22 protein-coding genes are annotated in these 21175 nt (G+C 49.8%); 9 read left to right on the top strand and 13 right to left on the bottom strand.

All coding sequences use genetic code 11. The features are described from left to right. Positions 1-66: 66 nt before the first annotated feature. The 4 genes from ACTRXF_RS04240 to ACTRXF_RS04225 form a co-directional block, all read right to left on the bottom strand. Positions 67-1443: a response regulator transcription factor gene (locus ACTRXF_RS04240; protein WP_474277967.1), complete on the bottom strand. Its 1377-nt coding sequence runs from the start codon at positions 1441-1443 to the stop codon at positions 67-69. Further along, on the bottom strand, positions 1440-2888 hold the full coding sequence (locus ACTRXF_RS04235; protein ID WP_474277965.1) for a sensor histidine kinase: 1449 nt from the start codon (positions 2886-2888) through the stop codon (positions 1440-1442). The genes ACTRXF_RS04240 and ACTRXF_RS04235 overlap by 4 nt, the downstream gene beginning before the upstream one ends. Beyond that, positions 2885-3877 carry a substrate-binding domain-containing protein gene (locus ACTRXF_RS04230; protein WP_474277963.1) on the bottom strand — a complete coding sequence of 331 codons (993 nt, stop codon included), beginning with the start codon at positions 3875-3877 and terminating at the stop codon, positions 2885-2887. Before ACTRXF_RS04230 ends, ACTRXF_RS04235 begins: the two co-directional genes overlap by 4 nt. A gap of 122 nt (positions 3878-3999) precedes the next feature. Further along, positions 4000-4986 carry a cyclodeaminase gene (locus tag ACTRXF_RS04225; RefSeq protein ID WP_474277961.1) on the bottom strand — a complete coding sequence of 329 codons (987 nt, stop codon included), beginning with the start codon at positions 4984-4986 and terminating at the stop codon, positions 4000-4002. 140 nt (positions 4987-5126) lie between these two features. On the opposite strand from ACTRXF_RS04225, the gene ACTRXF_RS04220 reads away from it, so the two are divergent. Together ACTRXF_RS04220 and ACTRXF_RS04215 are read left to right on the top strand one after the other, a co-directional pair. Beyond that, positions 5127-6110, top strand: a complete 984-nt coding sequence (locus ACTRXF_RS04220) for an aldo/keto reductase (protein ID WP_474277959.1) — start codon at positions 5127-5129, stop codon at positions 6108-6110. A gap of 75 nt (positions 6111-6185) precedes the next feature. Next, positions 6186-6425: a hypothetical protein gene (locus ACTRXF_RS04215; protein WP_474262381.1), complete on the top strand. Its 240-nt coding sequence runs from the start codon at positions 6186-6188 to the stop codon at positions 6423-6425. Between the two features lie 65 nt (positions 6426-6490). Here ACTRXF_RS04215 and ACTRXF_RS04210 read toward each other — a convergent pair whose 3' ends face one another. The 3 genes from ACTRXF_RS04210 to ACTRXF_RS04200 all read right to left on the bottom strand — a co-directional run bounded on the left by ACTRXF_RS04210 (position 6491) and on the right by ACTRXF_RS04200 (position 9090). Continuing rightward, the gene (locus ACTRXF_RS04210; protein WP_474262382.1) at positions 6491-7324 is read right to left on the bottom strand and encodes an STAS domain-containing protein; all 834 of its coding nucleotides are present in this window, start codon (positions 7322-7324) and stop codon (positions 6491-6493) included. Between the two features lie 82 nt (positions 7325-7406). After that, a complete protein-coding gene (locus ACTRXF_RS04205) occupies positions 7407-8843 on the bottom strand; it encodes an NAD(P)H-binding protein (RefSeq protein WP_474262383.1) in 1437 nt (478 codons plus the stop codon). Between the two features lie 64 nt (positions 8844-8907). Then, a complete protein-coding gene (locus tag ACTRXF_RS04200; protein ID WP_091613249.1) occupies positions 8908-9090 on the bottom strand; it encodes a hypothetical protein in 183 nt (60 codons plus the stop codon). 182 nt (positions 9091-9272) lie between these two features. Here ACTRXF_RS04200 and ACTRXF_RS04195 point away from each other — a divergent pair, with 182 nt between their 5' ends. Continuing rightward, positions 9273-10235, top strand: coding sequence for an L-lactate dehydrogenase (locus ACTRXF_RS04195; protein WP_474262384.1), 963 nt, complete (start codon positions 9273-9275; stop codon positions 10233-10235). 152 nt (positions 10236-10387) lie between these two features. Beyond that, the gene (locus ACTRXF_RS04190) at positions 10388-11437 is read left to right on the top strand and encodes an SEC-C metal-binding domain-containing protein (RefSeq protein WP_474262385.1); all 1050 of its coding nucleotides are present in this window, start codon (positions 10388-10390) and stop codon (positions 11435-11437) included. A gap of 47 nt (positions 11438-11484) precedes the next feature. Here ACTRXF_RS04190 and ACTRXF_RS04185 read toward each other — a convergent pair whose 3' ends face one another. Together ACTRXF_RS04185 and ACTRXF_RS04180 are read right to left on the bottom strand one after the other, a co-directional pair. Beyond that, entirely contained in the window at positions 11485-11871 is a 387-nt protein-coding gene (locus tag ACTRXF_RS04185; protein ID WP_474262386.1) for a DoxX family protein, read from the bottom strand. Between the two features lie 117 nt (positions 11872-11988). Further along, positions 11989-12411, bottom strand: a complete 423-nt coding sequence (locus ACTRXF_RS04180) for a hypothetical protein (RefSeq protein WP_474262387.1) — start codon at positions 12409-12411, stop codon at positions 11989-11991. A gap of 172 nt (positions 12412-12583) precedes the next feature. On the opposite strand from ACTRXF_RS04180, the gene ACTRXF_RS04175 reads away from it, so the two are divergent. Beyond that, positions 12584-12850, top strand: coding sequence for a hypothetical protein (locus ACTRXF_RS04175; RefSeq protein WP_474262388.1), 267 nt, complete (start codon positions 12584-12586; stop codon positions 12848-12850). Between the two features lie 70 nt (positions 12851-12920). On the opposite strand, the gene ACTRXF_RS04170 is transcribed toward ACTRXF_RS04175, so the two are convergent. The 4 genes from ACTRXF_RS04170 to ACTRXF_RS04155 all read right to left on the bottom strand — a co-directional run bounded on the left by ACTRXF_RS04170 (position 12921) and on the right by ACTRXF_RS04155 (position 16437). Further along, complete coding sequence (locus ACTRXF_RS04170; protein ID WP_474262389.1) at positions 12921-13103, bottom strand: hypothetical protein; 183 nt, start codon at positions 13101-13103, stop codon at positions 12921-12923. Between the two features lie 221 nt (positions 13104-13324). After that, positions 13325-15736: a heavy metal translocating P-type ATPase gene (locus tag ACTRXF_RS04165; protein ID WP_474278115.1), complete on the bottom strand. Its 2412-nt coding sequence runs from the start codon at positions 15734-15736 to the stop codon at positions 13325-13327. 127 nt (positions 15737-15863) lie between these two features. Beyond that, the gene (copZ, locus tag ACTRXF_RS04160; protein WP_474262392.1) at positions 15864-16076 is read right to left on the bottom strand and encodes a copper chaperone CopZ; all 213 of its coding nucleotides are present in this window, start codon (positions 16074-16076) and stop codon (positions 15864-15866) included. Positions 16077-16134: 58 nt separating this feature from the next. After that, entirely contained in the window at positions 16135-16437 is a 303-nt protein-coding gene (locus tag ACTRXF_RS04155) for a metal-sensitive transcriptional regulator (protein ID WP_474262393.1), read from the bottom strand. Positions 16438-16617: 180 nt separating this feature from the next. Between ACTRXF_RS04155 and ACTRXF_RS04150 the strand changes: the two genes are divergently transcribed. From ACTRXF_RS04150 to ACTRXF_RS04135, 4 genes are all read left to right on the top strand, one after another. Continuing rightward, positions 16618-17631, top strand: a complete 1014-nt coding sequence (locus tag ACTRXF_RS04150; RefSeq protein WP_474277956.1) for a LacI family DNA-binding transcriptional regulator — start codon at positions 16618-16620, stop codon at positions 17629-17631. Between the two features lie 76 nt (positions 17632-17707). Then, positions 17708-18967 carry an ABC transporter substrate-binding protein gene (locus ACTRXF_RS04145; RefSeq protein WP_474277954.1) on the top strand — a complete coding sequence of 420 codons (1260 nt, stop codon included), beginning with the start codon at positions 17708-17710 and terminating at the stop codon, positions 18965-18967. 24 nt (positions 18968-18991) lie between these two features. Further along, complete coding sequence (locus tag ACTRXF_RS04140; protein WP_474262396.1) at positions 18992-20317, top strand: carbohydrate ABC transporter permease; 1326 nt, start codon at positions 18992-18994, stop codon at positions 20315-20317. A gap of 19 nt (positions 20318-20336) precedes the next feature. Next, positions 20337-21158 carry a carbohydrate ABC transporter permease gene (locus ACTRXF_RS04135; RefSeq protein WP_462865690.1) on the top strand — a complete coding sequence of 274 codons (822 nt, stop codon included), beginning with the start codon at positions 20337-20339 and terminating at the stop codon, positions 21156-21158. Positions 21159-21175 lie beyond the last annotated feature (17 nt).

The raw sequence follows: 21175 nt of genomic DNA, 5'->3' as shown, positions 1-21175 counted from the left end.
TTGTATGGAAGTATTTTCTATACAATCTTTTGATTATCTGCATTATTTTTAGGTTACTTTATCCTATTACTTTTTGCCTTGCTGATATTGTTTTGGAGAGCACCCCACCTGCTTTTTAAAGACACGGCTGAAATAGTTAGGGTCTTTGTACCCGATACTGATACTGATTTCCTTTAACGGCCGTTCGCGGTCCTGAAGCATCCGTTTTGCTTCCTGCATCCTTACACGCGTGACGTAATCAACAAATGACACTCCGGTTACTTCTTTAAACTGGTGGGAAAAATATGCAGGGCTCCACTGCACATATCCTGCCATATCTTCAAGCTGGAGCGGCTTGGCATAGTGATTTTTAACGTAGGCTTTTACTTTTTCAATCTGGTGATGCTCCCGAAAATGGAGCCCCCGGTATGCTCCCACAATATGAAGGAGACGCTTCCATTCCGCAGTATCCGACGGCATGTTCTCCTCGAGCGTCCCGCCCATTTCCTTAACCAGCTCTTCAAGCTGAAGCCACAGATGTCTCCTGGATGATTTTTGGGGCTGGGCGTTCCACCATTCGCTCCAATAATAGACGGCGGCTTTTTCTTCCCCGGTCCGCAGCGCATTCACAATGGAGGAGACCCACTCGCTGCTCTGTTCCGGAAGCGCGTACTGACCTTTTTCAAGACTGGACAGTGCTTCCACATAAGCCTGGAAAAGCTGTTTCATGTCGTATTCCTTTTCAGAAACCCCTATCGCTGCTTTTTCCCCGAGTTCAAAATGCATGCGGCGGCGCAGGCGTTCGATCTCTTCAGATCCCCTGTTTTTGCCCGCATGGAAGAAAAAAGTCCGAAACCAGCCGCCCGGCTGACGGTCTGTAAGAAAAGAATCATTGGTCCACTGGGCCATTCTTTCTTCTATATCCTCCGGCATTTCCTCCTCCCGCATGACTGCTGCAAAACCGTATGAGCAGCCCGGCACTGCTTCTGTAAGAAGATCGGCATGGTTTTCGTACGCTTCTCCGTGACAGACGCTTTGGAAAAGGAGCTTTTGCATTCTGCTTCTGTATTGCTTCTGCTCCAGCCTGCTGCGGTTCACTGCCGCCTGCACACGTATGAGTGTTTGAATAGTCTCTTCCTTTTTGCCCGGCTTTAGCAAATACTCCTTTACGCCCAGCCCGAGCGCCTCCCGGGCATAGTCGAAGGAATCATAGGCAGTAACCATAATAAAATGGATACCGGCTGCCGCCTTCTGAATGCGCTGTATGGCTTCGAGGCCGTTACATCCCGGCATTTTAATATCCATCAGCACAATGTCCGGCTTACTTTCGATAGCCTGCTCCACTGCGTCGAGCCCGTTCTCTGCCTCCCCGATTACTGTGATTTCCGGTAAATGCGCCGCTATCAGCTTTTTCATCGCTTTACGTTCAAGCCATTCATCCTCTGCCATCAAAAGTCGTATCATCCTGCCTGCCCCCCTGCTTTCTGCCATTCTTTGACCGGCATACACAGCTTTACCGTGGTGCCTCGTGCCGGCACGGATTCCACATCCACAAGCTGCCCGGCCTGAAAGAATAATTCCAGTCGCCTTCGTACGTTCTGCATGCCAAGACCAGTGGAATGACCAACGTGCGCTTCCTGCTCTTCCCCCGCACCAAGAAGCTGCTGGCGCTGCCGCTCGTTCATTCCTTTACCGTTATCCATCACCCGGACGACGATCTGACTGTTCTCCAGACGCACCTGCACACGTACTTCAGCATTTTCCTCCATTCCTTCCACTCCGTGAATAAAGGCATTCTCGATTACCGGCTGCAGCGTCAATCTCGGTATCGGGACATCAAGCTCATCTGTTTCAATTTCAATATGTGCAGACAAGCGGTTCCGGAACCTCGTTTCCTGTATATGAAAGTAGCTCCGGATCACTTCCAGCTCATCCCGAAGTGTTACTTCTTTTTCGATATTTCCAAGGCTGTAGCGCAGCAGGGAAGAAACAGACTCTATCAATTCCGACGTTTCCTCCGCATCTTCCAAATAAGCCATTTTTGAAATCGTGTTCAGGGTATTGAATAAAAAGTGCGGATTAATTTGGTTCTGCAGATGCTTCAGCTCCAGCTGCTTCATGAGCTGATCCATTTCTGCCTTTTTTTCCATTTCGCCGACATACGTATGAATGTCTGTCCGCATACGGTTGAACGTACGGCCGAGAAGCTCCAGTTCGTCTCCGGAGCGGATACGGAGAGGCTCCCCCTGAAAGTGGCCGCGCGATACTTCCTCTGCTGCCCGGGATAATTCGCCGACCGGCTTTGTAATGCTTGAAGAGAAACGGAAGGCGATAAAAGCAGCAATCAATAGCGACGTGGCAAACAAGCATATAATAAAATAGCGAAACGAGGTATTGCGCTCCTGCAGCTGGGCATACAGCTGCTGGTACTCTGTCAGGGACTGATCGATAAGGGTCAGGGTGCTTTCCTGTATATATGCGTTCGACTGTTCGGTTTCTGCGAGATTGCTTCCGTATTTTTCGATATCCCCCTGAAGCACAAATCCGGCAGTCGTTTCGCTGTTTTGCTCGAGTGAATCAAGCAGCTGCATGTAGCTCTGCATTTCGACGGATCCAGGCTGATTTTCTTCATTACCCAGCTCTTCTGTCAGTGCTTTCATTTCCCCTGATGCCTGATAATAAGCTGCCCATGTTTCCTGTGATGGGTTGGTCGCTATCTGCTGCGTCGCTGCTGTCCACTCTTCGGCCTGCCGGGAAATGGAATTCAGTAATACAAAGCGGTCAAAGCTCGAACTGTATTCATTAGTAATGCGCTCTGAACTCCAGTAAATACCGATTGCTACGGCGTTAAACAGCAGAATAAACGCAAAGGAAAAAAACAGCATTTTCGAACGAATAGACCGTATCACCGCTCCGTTCCCCCTTCCCGGGCAGCTTCAGAAGCTCTCCAAATAACGGTGTCTGTATGCTGTACCGCCGGCACGTACTGCTGTTGATTCAGCCGTGCCACATCATATACCGCCTGCTCCCCCATCTGCACGGGATGCTGACGGACCGTGGCATCAATTGTGCCCTCTTCAAGCAGCTGTACTGTTTCGGGCAGTGTATCAAACCCGATCACATACAGGTCGCCGACCCCTTCAATCTCTTCGATTCCCTGCGCCATGCCAACAGCATCCAAAGCACTTGTGCCATACAGCGCCGTAATGGCAGGGTTCTCCTTTAATAAACTATAAGCGGCCTGGGCGGCTCCGATCTCGGAAATCCCGGAATACCCGATATCCTTGATTTCTACGCGGCCGCTTGCTTCTACAGCATCCCGGAATCCCTCCACCCTCTCCTGCTGATTGACCGTTTCTGCACTTCCGGAAACGATGCCGACATACTGCATTCCTTCTGTATTCCGAAGCAGCTCTTCACCTGCCAAAATTCCGGCTTCATAATTATCCGTCCCGATATAGGCACGCCTCCCGCTTTCCGGCACGTCGCTGTCTACAGTGATCACCGGCACCCCCTTTTCGAGCGCTTTTTGTACCAGCTCCCTGAAAACAGGATCATCAATACCCTGGGTGATAATGGCGTCTACATTGCTTTCAATCATCCGGTTCATCGTTTCAAGCTGCTCATCTTTATCCGCTTTAGATGGCCCGTAAGTTTCGACGTAAATGCCCGCTTCTTCTCCGGCTTCAGTCGCGCCCTCTTTAATCTGTTCCCAGTAGGGATTTCCTGCTTCTTCCATAATGAGCGCTGCTCTCGTCTGGTACACTTCGTTTTCCTCTGAATTTACCGGCTCCACGTAAAAAGCCTTCGTACCAAAATAAACGGTTGCCGCCAGGCTGGCCAGACAGCCGAGAAAGAAAACAGCAAAAATCCAACCCTTCCTCCGTTCGCCCACCACCGAGCTCCCCCTTTTATTGAAGCCGTTTACAAATTATTATATAACTTTTTCCAAAAATCGCCACCCTTTCTCCAGGAAAGAGCATAAAAAAGACACCGGATCCTTGACCCGGCGCCCACTGTTTATTCGTCTTCTGTTATTTCAAGTCCTTCTCCGGAGGCCTTGAGCTGGTCGTACGTGTAGACGGCAATGGCTGTATCCTGCACCCCGGTGCCTGTCAGGTCACAGAAGGTTACCTGCTCCATCGTTTCCCGGCCACGGGCATCTCCGCTGATAATCGCTCCGATTTCCACGGTGCTGCTTTCATCGATAACTCCTGCTTCTTTTGCCGTCCGGTGTTCGCCGATGGAAAATACCTGCGAAGCCGCATCACAGGCAAGAATATCCACCGCTCCGAGTACGTCCGGCTCGATTTCATTCTTTTCCGAGGCATCTGAGCCCATAGCTGTAATATGAAGCCCCGGATGCAGCCATTCTTTTTTGATGAACGGCTCTGTCGACGGTGTCGTCGTAACGAGCACGTCGCAGTTTCGTACTACTGTTTCAAGATCGGCAGCTTCCGTCGTAACACCAAGCTCATGCTCCATTTCACGCTGATACGCTTCAATCCGTTCTTTTTTGCGTCCGTACACATACACTTTTTCAATTGACGGCCGTACCATTTTCAGCGCCCGCAGCTGAAAGCGCGCCTGTGTGCCGGTGCCGACGATACCTGCAATCCTTGCCTCGTCTTTAGCCAAATACTTGGCTGCCGCGGCGCCGGCAATTCCTGTGCGCACGTCGGTCAAATATCCATTGTCCTGAAGCACTGCTGCCGGAAAGCCGGTATCCGAATGAAACAAAAGCATCATGCCGCTAAGGCTTGGAAGCCCTTTGTCCGGGTTATCGAAAAAACCGGTCGAAATTTTCAGGGCAAACTGGTCCATGCCCTTGACGTAAGCCGTTTTTGCATCCATTTCACCATTTTTATCGGCAATGGGCATGCTGAGTACAGGAGGCATGGTTACTTCTCCTGCCTGCAGGCGCCGAAAGCCGTCTTCAATAAGGGAAAGCGCCTGCTGATTGACATCAATCGTATTTCTGATCGGTTTTTCTTTGAATAAATACAAGGACTCCGCCTCCTTTAAAATGTGCTGCTTTTATTATAGGAAACATTACACTAAATCAAAACCATTAATCATGAGAACGCTTAAATATCTGCTGAACGGGAATAGCCTACCATACTTTGATTAAAAGGCAGGTGGACGGTGTGAAATATCGTCAGTTGGGAAATACCGATCTAAAAGTAAGTGAATTGAGCTTTGGCACATGGGCCATTGGCGGCGCGTGGGGAGCAACAAACGATACCGAAGCGCTCAAAGGCCTCGAGGCTGCCATGGACGCCGGGGTGAATTTTTTCGACACGGCCGACGTGTACGGGGATGGACACAGCGAGGAATTGATTGGAAAAGCAACCAAAGGCAAAGAAGACAAGATTCACGTGGCCAGCAAATTTGCGCGTGGCGGCGATATTAATGACCCAAATACTTATTCCAGGGAAAGTGTCACGGCCTACCTGGACGCTACACTGAAGCGGCTCGGACGCGAACGCCTGGATCTTTATCAGATTCACTGTCCGCCGATCGACGTTTTAAAAGACGGCTCGGTATTTAAGGTACTTGATGACCTGCAGGCACAGGGAAAAATCCGCCACTACGGAGTCAGCGTGGAAACAGTGGAGGAAGGCATGGAATGCCTGCATTATCCAAATGTTAAGGCACTTCAGGTGATCTACAATATTTTCCGTCAGAAGCCGGCAGAACGGCTTTTTCCACAGGCGAAAAAGAAGGGCGTCGGTATCCTGACCCGCGTACCGCTCGCAAGCGGACTGTTAACCGGAAAATATACAAAAGAAACGACATTCGCTGAAGACGACCACCGCAATTTCAACCGGGACGGAGACGCCTTCAATGTCGGAGAAACATTCGCCGGCCTTCCTTTTCAAAAGGGCGTAGAGCTCAGCACCTCCCTCCAGTGGATTAAAGAGCAGCGGGGCACAATGGCCCAGGCAGCTCTGCGCTGGATTCTGGATAACGAGGACGTCACCTGTGTCATACCTGGATTCCGTAACGAAAAACAGGTAACCGACAGCCTCGAAGCGGTCAGTGTTCCCTCCTTCTCGAAAGAGGAGCAGGAGAAGCTGACGAAGTTTTATTTAGAGGACGTAGAGCCAAGCATCCGGGGCGGCTATTAAATCGTATGATTAAGACAGGTTTCACCCGGGTATTGTAACGAGTGGACAAACTATAACGCAAAGGAGCGATTATATATGGGAAGCCAATCCGTTTCCGAACTTACTGCAGGTACAAACTATAAAGCGAGTGAAATCGACAGCTTTGTAGAAAACAACCATGTCACGGTCATCTCTAACAACGAGAATCAGTTGTTTACAGAGCCGGACCGCGAGTACAAAGTCGTTTATAAATTCGGCGGCTACTTCGATCATTCCGAAGAACTCGCTGGTAAAAAATTCGTTGAGAAACCAACGTACGTCGTAGAAAAAGTCTAAGCACAGATGAATCTGTGTTAAAGACGCAGAAAAGACCGGCACCCTTCAAAGGGCGCCGGTCTTTTTTAATGCTTTTGGTCCATTGCCTGGGAAAGCGACGAGGCAATCGGCACATCCTGAAATCTGATGCCAAGATTGACGGAGGTTTGGGCGATTTCGGGACGCATGCCTGCCAGAACAGGCTGTACGCCAATCAGCTTTAACGAACGGATCAGCCCGAAAATCTGATGAGCGACGTGGGTATCGATGCCGGCTACGCCGGAAAGGTCAATAAACAATTCAGAGACCTGCTTTTTCGAGCACGCCTCAAGTGTGTGCTCGAGTATTACTGCAGCCCGTTCTTCGTCAATTTCTCCAATTAACGGAAGAAGGGCGGAGGATTTATTCAGAGAGATAACCGGAGCGCTCAGTTCATTAATAATGCTTTCCCTCGCTTCTAATTTCTGAAGGAGCAGCCGGTTGGATTTTTCCACGTAAGAAAGAATAATCTGATCCATGCCGTTTGTTACGAGCTCCCGAAGCTGTTCTTTCATATTCGCAGAGAGCTCTGCGTGCTCTTCCGCATAAAAGCGCTTCAAATAGGCAGTATACTGCTCCCTGTACCTCATCATTTCCCGGACGACCCGCGCATCCTTCGTCCGGAAGTATTTAGGATCACTGATAATGCCGTCTATCCATACTTCAAAGGTATTCTCCCATGTATTCCGATCCTCGATAAAAATACTCGAGAAATATAAATGAAACTCATACGTCTGAGACTTCAGTTCCTCAACTTCTTTTGGGTCAGTCGTTGCGTAAGCAGATTCTCTGTCTGATTCCTCCAACGTTTCGTACCATGAATTCGCCATTTCCGCTGCGTGATTGACAAAATAGTCACGGATCAACTGGTTGGTGCTCATACGGCACCGTCTCCCTTCTGTATGCAGACTACTCATATCCTTTTCCGTGTTCCTTAAAAAAGGTGAAACTAAACGAGGAAAATTATGACTCCGGCTGGAGCTGACGGGACCTCCTTAACGTCCACTGATCTTTTTCAAGGTGTGCTTTAAAGCGGTTCATGATCCAAAGATGAATAAACGCCTGGGTATATTGATAAAAGTACCATGGCATAGCCGGAACATAATCATGTACCGCTACAATGCACTGGTTCGTGTGAGGAATTTTACGAAATTCCAGCCGGCCCCGTTCTCCTTCATTTACCTGTGCAAGGAGTCCACCGGTAATATAGTACAGCGCCCGGTCTTCTTCACTGCGCTCCTTGGAATAGGAGAGCTCGAGAAATGTTCTTTTCATAAAGGCAGGCCGCAGGCCGTACTGGTAGCGATCGGTCGTTTCCACCTTTACGAATGGGCGCAGAAGCTTCGGAAGCCACTTTATATAATAACGGGCCGTCCAGTCTGCGTCTCTTCCACTTGGGATGGTGACGCGCTGGACAGAGCGTACATTCCGCTCGACAGGTGCCGGCTTCAGGCGTGCCAGAATCGAGGACTGCTCCTTCCTGCTTTCCTTCAGAGAGTTTTCTGCCGCCTCCCGGAAAGGAATTTTTCCATCACTGATGCCCTTCACACTTTTGGCAGGGTCAGCCACCATTGGATGGATCAGGCTTTCAATCAGCGGATAAACCAGGCTTTTCGGCGTCCCTGTAGTTACACTCACCCACAGTCTTGAAAGGCGCACGGTGAAAAACGGCACGGTGACTGCGTAACGCTTTTTCCCCATCACCTTTGAAGTGATGTTCATCATTTTCCGGTAGGTCATTACGTCCGGCCCTCCAACATCGATGGAACGGTTGTAGAGCGATTCTTCCCCGATACTTTTTTGCAGACTGTTTAATACGTCGGCAAGCGCAATCGGATGGGTCTTGGTCTGCGTCCATTTCGGAAGGATCATGACCGGCAGCCGCTTTACCAGCTTTGCGAGAATAGGAAACGAGGAGCCCTGTGGCCCGACAATCAATCCCGCTCGTATAGCAGTCACAGGCGTCCGGTACGATTTCAGGATATTTTCTACTTCCAGCCGGCTGCTTAAATGACGGGACAGGCGGTCGGCTTCAGGAATAATGCCGCTCAAATAAACGACCTGCTTCACCTGCTTCTGCTCGGCGGCACGCGCGAAATTATCGGCAAGGATAACGTCCATATCTTCAAAGCTTCCCTGAGTTAATTTGGACGTCGGCATCATCGAATGAACTAAGTATAAAGCGTAATCTGCACCTTCAAGTGCCTGTTCCGCGTCTTTTAATGAAAATAAGTCACACGAGCGCCATGTTACATGCTCCTCGTTTTCTTTTGTGTCTATGTTTCTCGACAGAGCAATAATATCCGCGTGCTTTTTCAGTTCCTTCATCAGGTTTCTTCCGATATATCCACTAGCGCCAGTAATAGCTATCACCGGTCTCCGGCCGTTTATATCCTCCATGCTTGCACGCTCCTTTTCGCTTATAAGCTTTACATATACCATTCCCTAATTTCTCCGCCGCTAATTACATATTTATTTTAGAAATAATCCACTGCGCAATTATCACTGTAACAAAGCTGACGAGAAATCCGAAAACTACAAAAGCAAGCACCCACAGCCATCCTCTGTCGAGATTCAGACCGGCGAGCAGACCAATCACTGCCCACGTCAACGCTGTCGGCAGCGCATATTTTAACGCATTTTCCATCGAGTCATTCCCCCTCTTCTGCTCCTTTCCCGTTTCGATTTCCTCCCAACACGTAAGTTCATCATTTGTTCACAATTATATATTTTCTGTGCTTGCATCACTTTGTGAAATGGTGCACAATATAAATAGATAAAGATTGCTCATTCATTCACATGATTCATATTCGAAAGGGGATTTTATATATGAAAAGAAATCACGTCCACCGGGTTGTTGTTGTCGGAGCCGGAGCTGTCGGCAGCGGCTATGCATTTTCGTTAATTAATCAGGGCGTCGTCGAGGAGCTCGTGATCATCGATCTGGATGAACGCAAGGCCGAAGGGGACGTGATGGATCTCAATCACGGTAAAGCCTTTGCCCCGCATCCTACTAAAACATGGTTTGGCACCTATGAAGACTGCCGGGATGCCGACATTGTCTGTATTACTGCCGGTGCCAACCAAAAACCCGGGGAAAGCCGTCTCGATCTTGTAGGCAAAAACACGGCTATATTTAAAAATATCGTCGGTCAGGTGATGGATAACGGCTTTGACGGAATATTCCTTATCGCCACTAACCCTGTGGATATTCTTACGTATGCCACCCAGCAGTTCAGCGGGCTTCCAAGAGAACGGGTCATTGGAAGCGGGACAATTCTGGATACCGCCCGCCTGCGGTTTATGCTGAGTGACTATTTTGATACCGCTGCCCAGAATGCCCACGCCTATATCATTGGTGAACACGGCGACACATCGCTTGCCGTCTGGAGCCAGGCAAACGTCGGCGGCCGAAACGCAGTAGAACTCGCAGATGAAAAAGAAAACAAAAATGTGAAGGAAATGAAAGGCATGATTAAAGACGTCCGCGGGGCTGCCTATGAGATCATTGAGCGTAAGGGCGCCACCAGCTATGGCATCGCAATGGGACTCACCCGTATTACAAACGCGATTCTTAAAAACGAAAACAGCGTTTTGACCGTCAGCGCCCACCTTGACGGCCAGTACGGAGAAAATAATCTATGCATCGGTGTACCGGCCGTCATTAACCGCGAGGGAATACGGGAAGTGATCGAACTGCCACTGAATGAAGAGGAAGCCCAAGACTTCCACCACAGCGCAGAGACACTCCGCAGCGTATGGGAAAATGCGAACGGCCAAGCGGCTAATTAAGCAGGTCTCTTATTATACAAATACAGCCCTTCCACTGCGAAGGGTTTTTTCACGTCTCCACCCCCCTGAAGCGCACGGATTCCCCATTTCGGGGCAATGTATGTTAGAATTTGAAGGAATAGTAACATACTAGTGAGAAGGAGCCTGAATGTATGAGTATTTCACGTAACGACCCGTGTCCTTGCGGCAGCGGTAAAAAATACAAAAAATGCTGCGGCGATCCCGCCAACCAGCCAGCTTATACGACTGAAGAAGTAACCAACATACAGCTGGATCTTGCAGCCGCTGCGAACAAAGACAGCCGGAAGGATTTCAGCCATTATTACCGCCGTGTCTACCGGCCGAACTATTTCCCTTATGCCTGGCATAAATTTGTCCAAAACCTGGCGCTTGCCGACTTTTTACTGCACGGCAATGAGCGCAGGGAATGGATGAATATCCATCAGCAGATAGAGCAGAACAGTCAGCACCCGCGGCTTCAACGGCTTTATTCCAACTGGACCGGGCATAACCTGTCATTATTTCGTTTGAATAAAATGACCGACGACTGGTACGAAGTCACTGACCTGTTGAGCGATGAAGTTCACCACATTGAACCACTGTCCTTTTTCCGCGACCTGCAGGAAAACATTGTATTCCTTGCCTTTTTAGTTCCTGTGGAGGACAAATGGTATCCAATGCTCGGCCTGCTGCCGTTTCATCCGGACTTCGGCGATGACGTCATTAAAAGTGTTACCGGCTCTGTTCCGGATAACGAAGCGGATAAAGCCGGCTGGATCACGCATCACCTGCCGGACGTGCTTCGCACACTTAAGGATGATCTTCAGGAAAAATACCAGGAAGCAGATAGCACCTCCACCACCCCGTCTGAAACAGGTTCAGATGCTGCGGCCGATACAACAGAGACCGCTGCGGCATCCACTTCAGGCCTGAACGACGACCAGCAGAAGGTAGTGGAGGCGCTCGAAAACTCCGATCAGCTGTCTAAAGACGCAGCAGCTGCAGCTTCAGAGCTGTGGGCACGCTTTTGTGAACAGGAAAATCCTGTTATCCGCAAGCCGGAAGCCCAGGCAGCAGCCCTTGAATACGCAGTAGGAGGCGGCACCCAGAAAGAAATCGCCGAACGCTACGGCGTGGCCTCGTCCACTATTCGTACGCAGTGGAAAAAGATGGAGCCTTATACGTCAAATGAAAATGCATAAACAGTAAACGGCCTGCAGGGGTTTATCCCTGCAGGCCGTTTACTGCTTCAGAAAGAACGTTTCTTTTTTCGTTTTTTCAAGGCAAGCATGCGGCTTCCAGTAAGTGCCAGATGAATAGAGGCAGCCATCAGTATAAGATCAAGCTCAAAGCCCCCAATCAGTCCCTGCTGCCATTTGACCGTTACAATCGCTCCAAGCATAATGAGTGCAAACAGCCCCGCCACGACACGCGTCAGCAGTCCTAGAATCAGTAAAATTCCTCCCGCGGCTTCGATGACTGCTACAGCGTAAGCCGTGCCTTCCGGCATGCCCATGCTGCCAAACGATGCAGCCTGGTCACCCATTCCGTTCAGTAATTTATCTGCTCCGTGGGCTAAAAATATCACGCCTGTCACGACCCGGAGGATCAGCAGTCCGGCTTCGATATTTTTCATATGATTTCCTCCTTTTTCTTTTTCATCAGTATGCGGAACTACTGCAAATTTGAAAAGGCACTATACGAAGATACGTGATTTCTGCCTATAAAAAAAGAGACCGGAAACGGTCCCTTTTCACAGCTTTTTCTCAAGCCAGATGCGTTCATCTGTTAACTCCTCTTTCACCTGAAAGCCCGCGGCCTGCAGCATATCAATAAATTCCGGGTACCGGTGGGCAAGCTTCGTCTGCACCACCTCATATCCCTGCTCCCGGGCATGAATAAGAACGTTGCCGACAAGACGGCTTCTCCATCCGTCATCTTCAAATGCTTCTTCCATTCCGTTCAGCCAGCTGTACCATACGCTGTCATCTTTCGCGTAGCTGATGTCGTAGCCGAGTATCTTTCCTTCCTCCCGCGCTACCTGCACGAGAGACGCCTCTGCCTGTTCGAGAGTCTGGTACATTGGTTCCATTTTTTCAAAAAGCTGAGCGTGTAAATATAGGATACCCTGAAGCACTTCGCTTGGAGGCATGCCTTCGTATTTTTCTATCTGCATCGTAATTGTTCCTTCCTTCCATCACTAACTTCTACGGCAAGTGTAGCATATGCAGGCATGGTTTATCTTTCCTACCGCCTTTTTCAAGTTCATGTTACCATGTAAAGTGATATGAAAAGACGTCCCGGTGCACGAATACATACCAGAACGTAGTTGAGGAGATCGATGAGTCATGGAACTAACATTAAATCTGTATTACCTTTTATTTATCGGCCTGGCATTAAATGCCGCTATTTACGTCATCGCCCGCATTAAACAGCACGGCCGCCGGCACCGGTTCGCCGCAGCGAATGTAACATTTATCGCCTTTTTCTCTGTATTAATTTTAAGCATTGTATTCACCCGCTGGATCGGGCCCGACTTATTCGTCGTAAGCGTCGGCATGATTTTTATGTTCGTTATCGCCGCCCTTTTGGATAAAAAAATAGGGGCAGCCTAAAAGCAGACAGAGGCACTATGCCCTGTCTGTCTTTAGGCTGATAGATAGGTGCTTCGCATGTATCCAGGCATCATACGGATTTACCCTGGAGCCTTTGAATTTCCTGCATTAATAAATTAAGTTCTTCCTGGGCACTGTTTATCGAAGCTGTTAATTTGCCGAGCTCGATATTGGCGGTTTGATACAGGCACTTTGTGAGTTTATCGATAGAGTCAGAATTAGCAATTTTAGCATTGCCTATGGATTGGGACATACAATTTGCAGCTATTTTGAACAGCCTCCTTGAGTCACTTTTTAATTGGATAATCATTTATTAAATGCATTCGATCCATTATATTATACCTATAAATTCCTGTTTATTATAACACAAACCAAGAAAGTTCATAGTAATATAGTAATGAACTGGATTCACAATTATTTTCTTCTCCTGGTGGATAGAAAACAGGCAGAGCCGCTGGGCCCTGCCTGTTTTTATTATGAAATTTTCATCCGCTGAAGGCGCAGGGCATTCAGCACAACAGAAACGGAACTGAACGCCATGGCTGCCCCGGCCACCCACGGAGCGAGCAGGCCGATAGCCGCAATAGGAATGCCGACGGAATTATACACAAATGCAAAGAATAAATTTTCTTTAATGTTTTTCATCGTGGCCCGGCTCATAAGCACAGCATCAGCAGCGCTGTTTAAATCCCCGCGCATCAGCGTGATGTCGGCTGCCTCCACGGCGATATCCGTTCCTGTACCAACAGCCATCCCGATATCAGCTGTCGCAAGCGCCGGTGCATCGTTAATGCCATCTCCGACCATCGCTACGCGCCGGCCTTCACGCTGCAGCCGCGTGACTTCGCTGCTTTTCTGCTCCGGCAGCACGCGCGCAATTACGCGATCGATCCCTACTTCGGCTGCAATGGCGCGGGCAGTCTTTTCGTTATCGCCGGTAATCATGACGACTTCAAGTCCTGCTGCCTGCATGCGTTCCACTGCCCGTCTGGATGTTTCTTTCACTGTATCAGCTACGGCAATCCACCCGGCAAAACGGTCGTTTACTGCGACTCCCATCACTGTTTTTCCCTGATCTTCCATTGCTTCATTTTCTGCACTTCCCGGAATACCTTCCGCCCGGCGCTCCGCCAGCCAGACACTCGTTCCGACCACTACAGTACCGGCGTCCGTGGCTGCAAGCACCCCTTTGCCGGGTACTGCTTCGAACGAAGACGCCCTCGGCAGCGTAATATTTTTCTGTCCCGCGTCCCGGACAATCGCCTGGGCGAGCGCATGCTCGGAGGATTCCTCCGCGCCGGCCGCGTGCATCAACAGCTCCTGTTCTGTCCAGCCGGCTGCCGGCACAATATCAGTCACTGCCGGCTCCCCTTTTGTAATTGTGCCGGTTTTATCGAGCAGAATCGTCTCTACGGCTCCCGTGCTTTCCAAATACTGTCCGCCTTTAAAGAGCACACCGTTTTCAGCCGCTCTGCCCGAACCTGCCATAATGGATGTCGGTGTTGCGAGACCAAGAGCACATGGGCAGGCAATAATAAGGATGGCAATGGTCGGCAGAAGCGCCGCTTCAAGCGATCCGGGCTGCACAAAAAGAATCCAGGTGAGAAAGGTCAAAGCCGCGATTCCAATCACAATCGGCACAAACACTCCGGATACTCGGTCGGCGAGGCGCTGGATCTCCGCCTTTCCGCCCTGCGCTTCCTCAACGACTCGCACAATCTGCGATAACGCCGTGTCCTTGCCGACCCGGGTCGCACGCATGCGGATACGCCCGTTTCCATTCACCGTCGCTCCAATCACCGTATCCCCGGTATCTTTGTCCACCGGAATACTTTCGCCTGTAAGCATGGACTCATCCACAGACGAGCGGCCGTCAATGACCTCCCCGTCCACCGGTACTCTCGCTCCCGGCTTCACATGGACGACGTCGCCCTCCTGAACATCTTCGCTCTTTATTTCTGTTACTTCCCCGCCCCGTTCCACCAGGGCAGTTTCGGCTTTTAATGAAAGCAGCGACTTGATGGCACGTGAGGTGCGACCCTTCGCTTTCGCTTCAAACCATTTACCGAGAAGGATGAGGGTAATAATCACAGCCGAAGTTTCAAAATACAGACCTTCGGACGCATTGCCCGTCAGCACAAAGTACAGGCTGTAAAAATAGGCAGCCGAGGTTCCAAGAGCGACCAGCACGTCCATATTGGCACTGCCGCTCCGCAGTGATTTATAGGCGCTCCGGTAAAACGTGGAGCCGATCACAAACTGAACCGGCGTTGCAAGACCGACCTGCACCCACGGGTTCATCAGTGCTTCCGGAGCCCAGAGAAAGGACAGAAATCCGAAATGGGACACCATCGTCCATACAAGCGGGAGGGTCAAAAGCGCAGAAATCAGCAGCTGCCATCCTTTTTTCCGCTGCTCTTTTTCTCTAGGATCCTCCGTCTCTTCTTCGGTCCGTTCGGTTAACCCATACCCTAATTTGTCTACTGCCTGTTCCATGTCTTCTACAGAAACTTCCCCGTCCAGATAGTGAACCGTGGCACGCTCCATCGCCAGGTTGACGGTAGCTTCCGACACGCCCGGCATTTTATTCAGCTTCTTTTCGACCCGGTTGGCACAGGCTGCACATGTCATGCCGGAGACGTCAAACACCGCTTCGCTGCGACGGACGCTGTAGCCGGTCTGTTCTACTTTTTCTTCCATGTCATGCGGCGATACTTCATCTGGATCATACTGCACCGAAAGCTGCTCGGTTGTTAAGTTAACGGAGGCTTCCGAGACCCCCTCCATTTTCCCTACCTGCTTTTCAATTCTTCGGGAGCAGGCCGCACAGGTCATACCCTCTACGGATGCGTTCCAGCGGGAAAGATTGTTATTGGTTTTCTGCATTTCCATACCGGCACCTCATTTCCATTGCAGGCTTTCTTTTAATATTATACCCCCGTATAGTATTTAGCAAACAAAACTGTGATAAAAAAGCGGATCGTGCAGCCACGATCCGCTCCTTATTAATCATTTATGCAGATACAACATCATATCCCTGATCATCTATCGCTTCATCAATATCTTTTCGTGAAGTTACTTCAGGATCATATTCTACGTCTACGGCACCTGTATCGAGGTTTACTTTCACGCTGGAAACGCCCTGCAGTTCGCCGACGCCGCCTTCTACCGCAGAGACGCAGTGTCCACAGCTCATTCCTTCCACCTGGATCGTTTCTTTTTTCATTTCAACCATCCTTTCTGTACCTTCATTATATAATACACCTGAGGGGTATTGTCAAAAATCACTTCATCATCCGGCGCATAACGGTCATCAGCTCTTCAATGGATTCTTCGCCTTCACCCTCTTTAATGGCATTCGCCACACAGTGCGAGGTATGGTCCTCCATTAATGCCAGCGATACTTTGTTGGTTGCAGACTGAATAGCTGCAATCTGGTTTAAAATATCGACACAGTACCGATCGTTTTCCACCATATCGTGAACGCCGCGCACCTGTCCTTCAATACGCTTTAACCGATTCAGCATTTGTTGTTTATTAGGTTGGACGGTCCTTTTATTGCCTGAAGCATGCTCCATACTGTCCACTCCTTCTTATCGCTTATTTACCGCTAGTTTACTAGGTGGAGCGGCTTTAATCAATTTTTATGATTTATGGAAAAGCACAATTTTTGTTTTAATTTTTAAAAATTTTCAATTTAGGGTTGCGTAAAATGAAAGCGTTTTCTATAATAAAGTCATTCTTCCAAAACGTTTCGGAGGCTAACTATGAATACCATAAAAGATATCGCTAAAGCAGCCGGCGTTTCCGTCACTACTGTTTCGAGAGCTTTGAATGGATACAGCGACGTCAATGAACAGACACGCCAGCGTATTCAGGAGATCGCCGAACAGCTGGACTATACGCCAAACCACATCGCCCGCGGCCTCGTTATGAATCGTTCGAAGACAATTGGGCTCTTAACCTCCCAATCCTTTCCGTCCAATCCGAAGGATACGTTCACACTTGATATTCTGGCCGGTGTAAACGAATACGCCAACGAATGCGGTTATGACCTTATCCTGTTTCAATCCCGTCCTACTGGGGACCGTACGTATTACCAAATGTGCCGGGAGCGACAGCTCGAAGGGGTCATCACCCAGAACCTTCCCCATGACCACTCCGCCACCGAGGAATTGGCGGCTACCGGGCTTCCATGCGTATTTATCGACAATCATGTGGAAAGCGGTAACGCAAGCTTTGTCACTACTGATAATGCTGACGGCGCCCGTCAGGCGCTGGTACATTTGATCGGACTTGGTCATGAACACATCGCATTTATTAACGGCCATCATTACGCCTACGTATCCAAAGAACGCCGGAAAGGCTACGAAGAAACACTTCGGGAGTCCGGTCTTCCCTACCGGGAGGAATACGTGCGGGAGGCAGCCTTCGATGAAAAAAAGGCTGAGCAGGAAGCGCTCGGGCTGCTTAAGGCCCATCCGCACATCACCGCCGTCTTTTGCGCAAGTGATTTAATGGCTCACGGGGTCATGCGGGCAGCTCATCATCTTGGGTACGTTCTGCCGCGGGATTTATCGATCGTCGGCTTTGACGATCTCGTACTCGCGGAGTATTTTTCCCCGCCCCTGACCACTGTCCGTCAGGACCGGTACACGCTGGGGCGCAAAGCCTGTGAATTACTTATTGAGAAGATTGAAGGAAGAGATACACCTGCCAGCCTGATAATTCCTGCTTCGTTAACCGTGCGGGAATCCACCGGCATTCCGGTAAGCAGGTAGGTTCTTTCCTGCTTCTCTCTGGCATCCAAAACGTTTCGGATATTTTGAAATCGATTTCACATAAGGAGGAATAGGCATGAAGAAAGCTGCAGCCGTTACAGGAGCGTTTATAATGCTCACCGGATGTTCAACTGCGGACATCTCCCCCACTGCTGAAGACGAAGTCACAATTACGTACGCCCGCGGTGTGGATACGACTAACGCCACAGATGCCACGATCAAGGCATTTGAAGAAGAGCATCCAAACATCAATGTGGATGTACGGGAGATGCCGCCTGATACGGGAGAACAGCACAACCAGTACGCTACGATTTTAAGCAGCGGCAGTGATGAAATCGACGTATTTGCGGCTGACGTCGTCTGGCCGGCGGAATTTGCCCAGGCCGGCTATGCGCTTCCGCTCGACCGTCTGATTGAAAGAGACAACGTCGATATTGATGCCCATTTCCCGGCCACTATTGAATCCACCTCCTATAACGGACGGCAGTTTGCCATGCCATCGTATACAGATGCCGGGCTGTTGTTTTACCGGAACGATATTGTAGACGAGCCGCCGGAAACCTGGGAAGAGCTCGAAACGATGGCTGCAGACCTTCAGGGTGAAGAAGGCACCTCCTTCGGCTACTCGATGCAGGCTTCCCAGTATGAGGGCCTCGTCACTAATGCCATTGAATACATCGGTGCCTACGGCGGCCAGATCATTAACGAAAATCAGGAAGTAGTCGTTAATTCTCCGGAGGCCATTGAAGGTATCCAAAAAATGATCGATATAACCCAGTCCGACTTTGTACCAAACAACATTCTTAATTTCCAGGAAATTGAAACAGAAAACGCGTTTATAAATGGTAACACCGTTTTTGCCAGGAACTGGCCGTACCTGCTGTCTACTTCCACCGACCCGGAAATCTCCAATATTCCTGACAATGTCGGCTTCACCACGCTCCCTTCAGGCAGCGACGGCACCGCTTCTGCTCTCGGCGGATGGACCACCATGATCAATAAAAACTCCGAAGAAGTTGAAGCCTCCTGGGAATTCGTGAAATTTATGTCCAGTGAGCAGGGCCAGAAAATCGGTGCTCTCGAAGGCAGCCGGGCTCCTACTATTGAGTCTTTGTATGAAGATGAAGACATCCAGGAAGCAAACGCTCTGTTTGCGGATGATGCCTTCGTCGAAACGCTTCAAAATGCAGTGCCGCGTCCAGTCACAGCAGATTATCCGGAAGTATCGGATATTATGCAGATTGAACTTTCGCGGGCAGCGGCAGGAGAAATTACGGCTGAAGAAGCTGCTGCCAATATGGAACGCAAATTGAGCGCCGTTTTGAATGAAGAATAACACGGATTCAAAGGAGGAAGCCCCATGGCTGGAAAACCTGGACGCAAATTTCAATTAAATGAAAAACAATTAGGCTACGCAATGGTCGCCCCGGCGCTCGTTTTGATTCTTCTCGTCGTTATATGGCCCATTATGCTTTCCGGCTGGAACAGCCTGTTTGACTACCGGCTGAATGACCCTACCAAGTCGGAGCGAATCATGAGCGAAAGCCTGAACCTCGAGGAATACGCCGATAACCGATACCTTGTCGAGCAAAATGTCAATGAGTTAAGCGAGGCTTATCCGGAAGGAGAGGAAACGTTTAACGAAACCTGGGCAGTCGTCCAGGAGCATCATGAAGAGCTTGTGGCTGATGACGCCATGGCTTCAAGCTATCAGGAAGTTAACAGCATGCTGAATGACTACGAGCCGATCACAGATGACAACCTGCGTATCCAATCCATCGACGGCTCGTGGGGCAGCGACTTTGAAGCTGCAATGGATGAACAGATCGAAGCCGTTAATTCCTTGCAGCAGCAGGCGGACGGGGACACGGCAGTGGAAATAGGCTATCTTTCCGCCCAGCTTGGCAATCTGCAGGGCTCGGTGCTCTCCTCGAACTTTGTCGGCCTGCAGAATTACGCGGATTACCTGCTCGATGGACGGACCTGGACCGCTTTGACAAATACGACCTTCTTTACGATCGTTTCCGTCGGCGCTGAGCTGATTATCGGTCTTGGTGTCGCACTGCTAATCAACCGGACCTTCAAAGGACGCGGCATCGTCCGGGCTTCGGTGCTCGTACCGTGGGCCATTCCAACAGCTGTAGCTGCCATGATGTGGAGCTATCTGTTCGATGGACAGTCCGGGATTGTCGCTCACTATATGGCAGCGGTTGGCTTAATTTCTGACCCGGGCGCTCTTTTAACGACGGCTTCGGGATCCATGTTTTCCATTATATTCGCAGACGTCTGGAAAACGACGCCTTATATGGCACTTCTTCTGCTTGCCGGGCTGCAGACGATACCAAATACCCAGTATGAAGCAGCAGAAGTCGATGGAGCTGGCAGAATACAGAAGTTCTTCTTTGTAACCCTGCCACTGTTAAAATCAGCAATTCTTGTCGCCCTTCTCTTCCGGACCCTGGATGCCTTCCGCGTATTTGACCTGATTTATGTGCTGACCGGCGGCGGTCCGGCAAACGCCACGGAATCGATTTCCGTTTTTGCCTACAAAGCCCTGTTTGAACAGCAGAACTTCGGTGCCGGCTCTGCCCTTTCCGTCATAGTGTTTGTCTGTGTGGCCATCATCAGCTTTATCTTCGTTAAGCTGCTTGGCTCAGACCTGTTTCCGGAAAGAGCGAAAAAATAAGTGGAAGGAGTGACTGTACATGTTTAAAAACCAAGCCGGTATCCGGTTTTATATCTTCCTGGCTATCTTCGTGTTTCTCGTTATGTTTCCATTCATCTGGATCTTTTTAACTTCCCTGAAGCCCCAGAATGAGTTGACGTCGTTCGCCTGGTTTACATCCAACGCCACACTTGAGTCCTATGCGTCAGCGATTACGACGAGGCCGCTGTTCCGCTACATGCTCAACAGCTTTGTCGTTTCCGGCCTGACTACGGTTTTATCGCTCTTGATTGCTTCGTTTACGGCCTATGCGGTTACGCGGCTGCCTATCCGCGGCAAGACTTTAATTTTAGGCCTTGTGTTGGCCTCATCGATGTTCCCGCCAATTGCGATTTTGTCTCCAATCTTTAACTTTGTGACAGACACGGGACTTCGCAACAGCTACATCGGTCTCGTTATTCCATATATCACCATCAGCCTGCCGCTCGCGATTTGGATTCTGGCCACCTTTTTTCAAAAAATCCCCTGGGAGCTTGAAGAATCAGCCAAGCTGGACGGCGCTACGCCATTTCAGACGTACCGTCAGATCATCCTGCCGCTCGCTACCCCGGGCATCTTTACCACGGCGATTCTTGTTTTCGTCGCCGCCTGGAACGAATATCTTTTCGCTCTGGCGATCAATACCGCTGATGCCTGGCGGACGATCCCGGTCGGCATTTCATTCTATCAGAGCGAATACACAGTCCCATGGGGCGACATTTCGGCTGCCACCGTTATTGTTACGATACCTATCGTTATTCTCGTTCTGATTTTCCAGCGCCGGATTGTTTCCGGGCTTACGAGCGGTTCAGTAAAAGAATAAACATCACTATATAAAAA

Source organism: Marinococcus sp. LNHM3E3-2.2 (assembly GCF_056034385.1).
The sequence above is the reverse complement of the archived record's forward strand: the minus strand, read 5'-3'. Positions and strand labels throughout refer to the sequence as shown.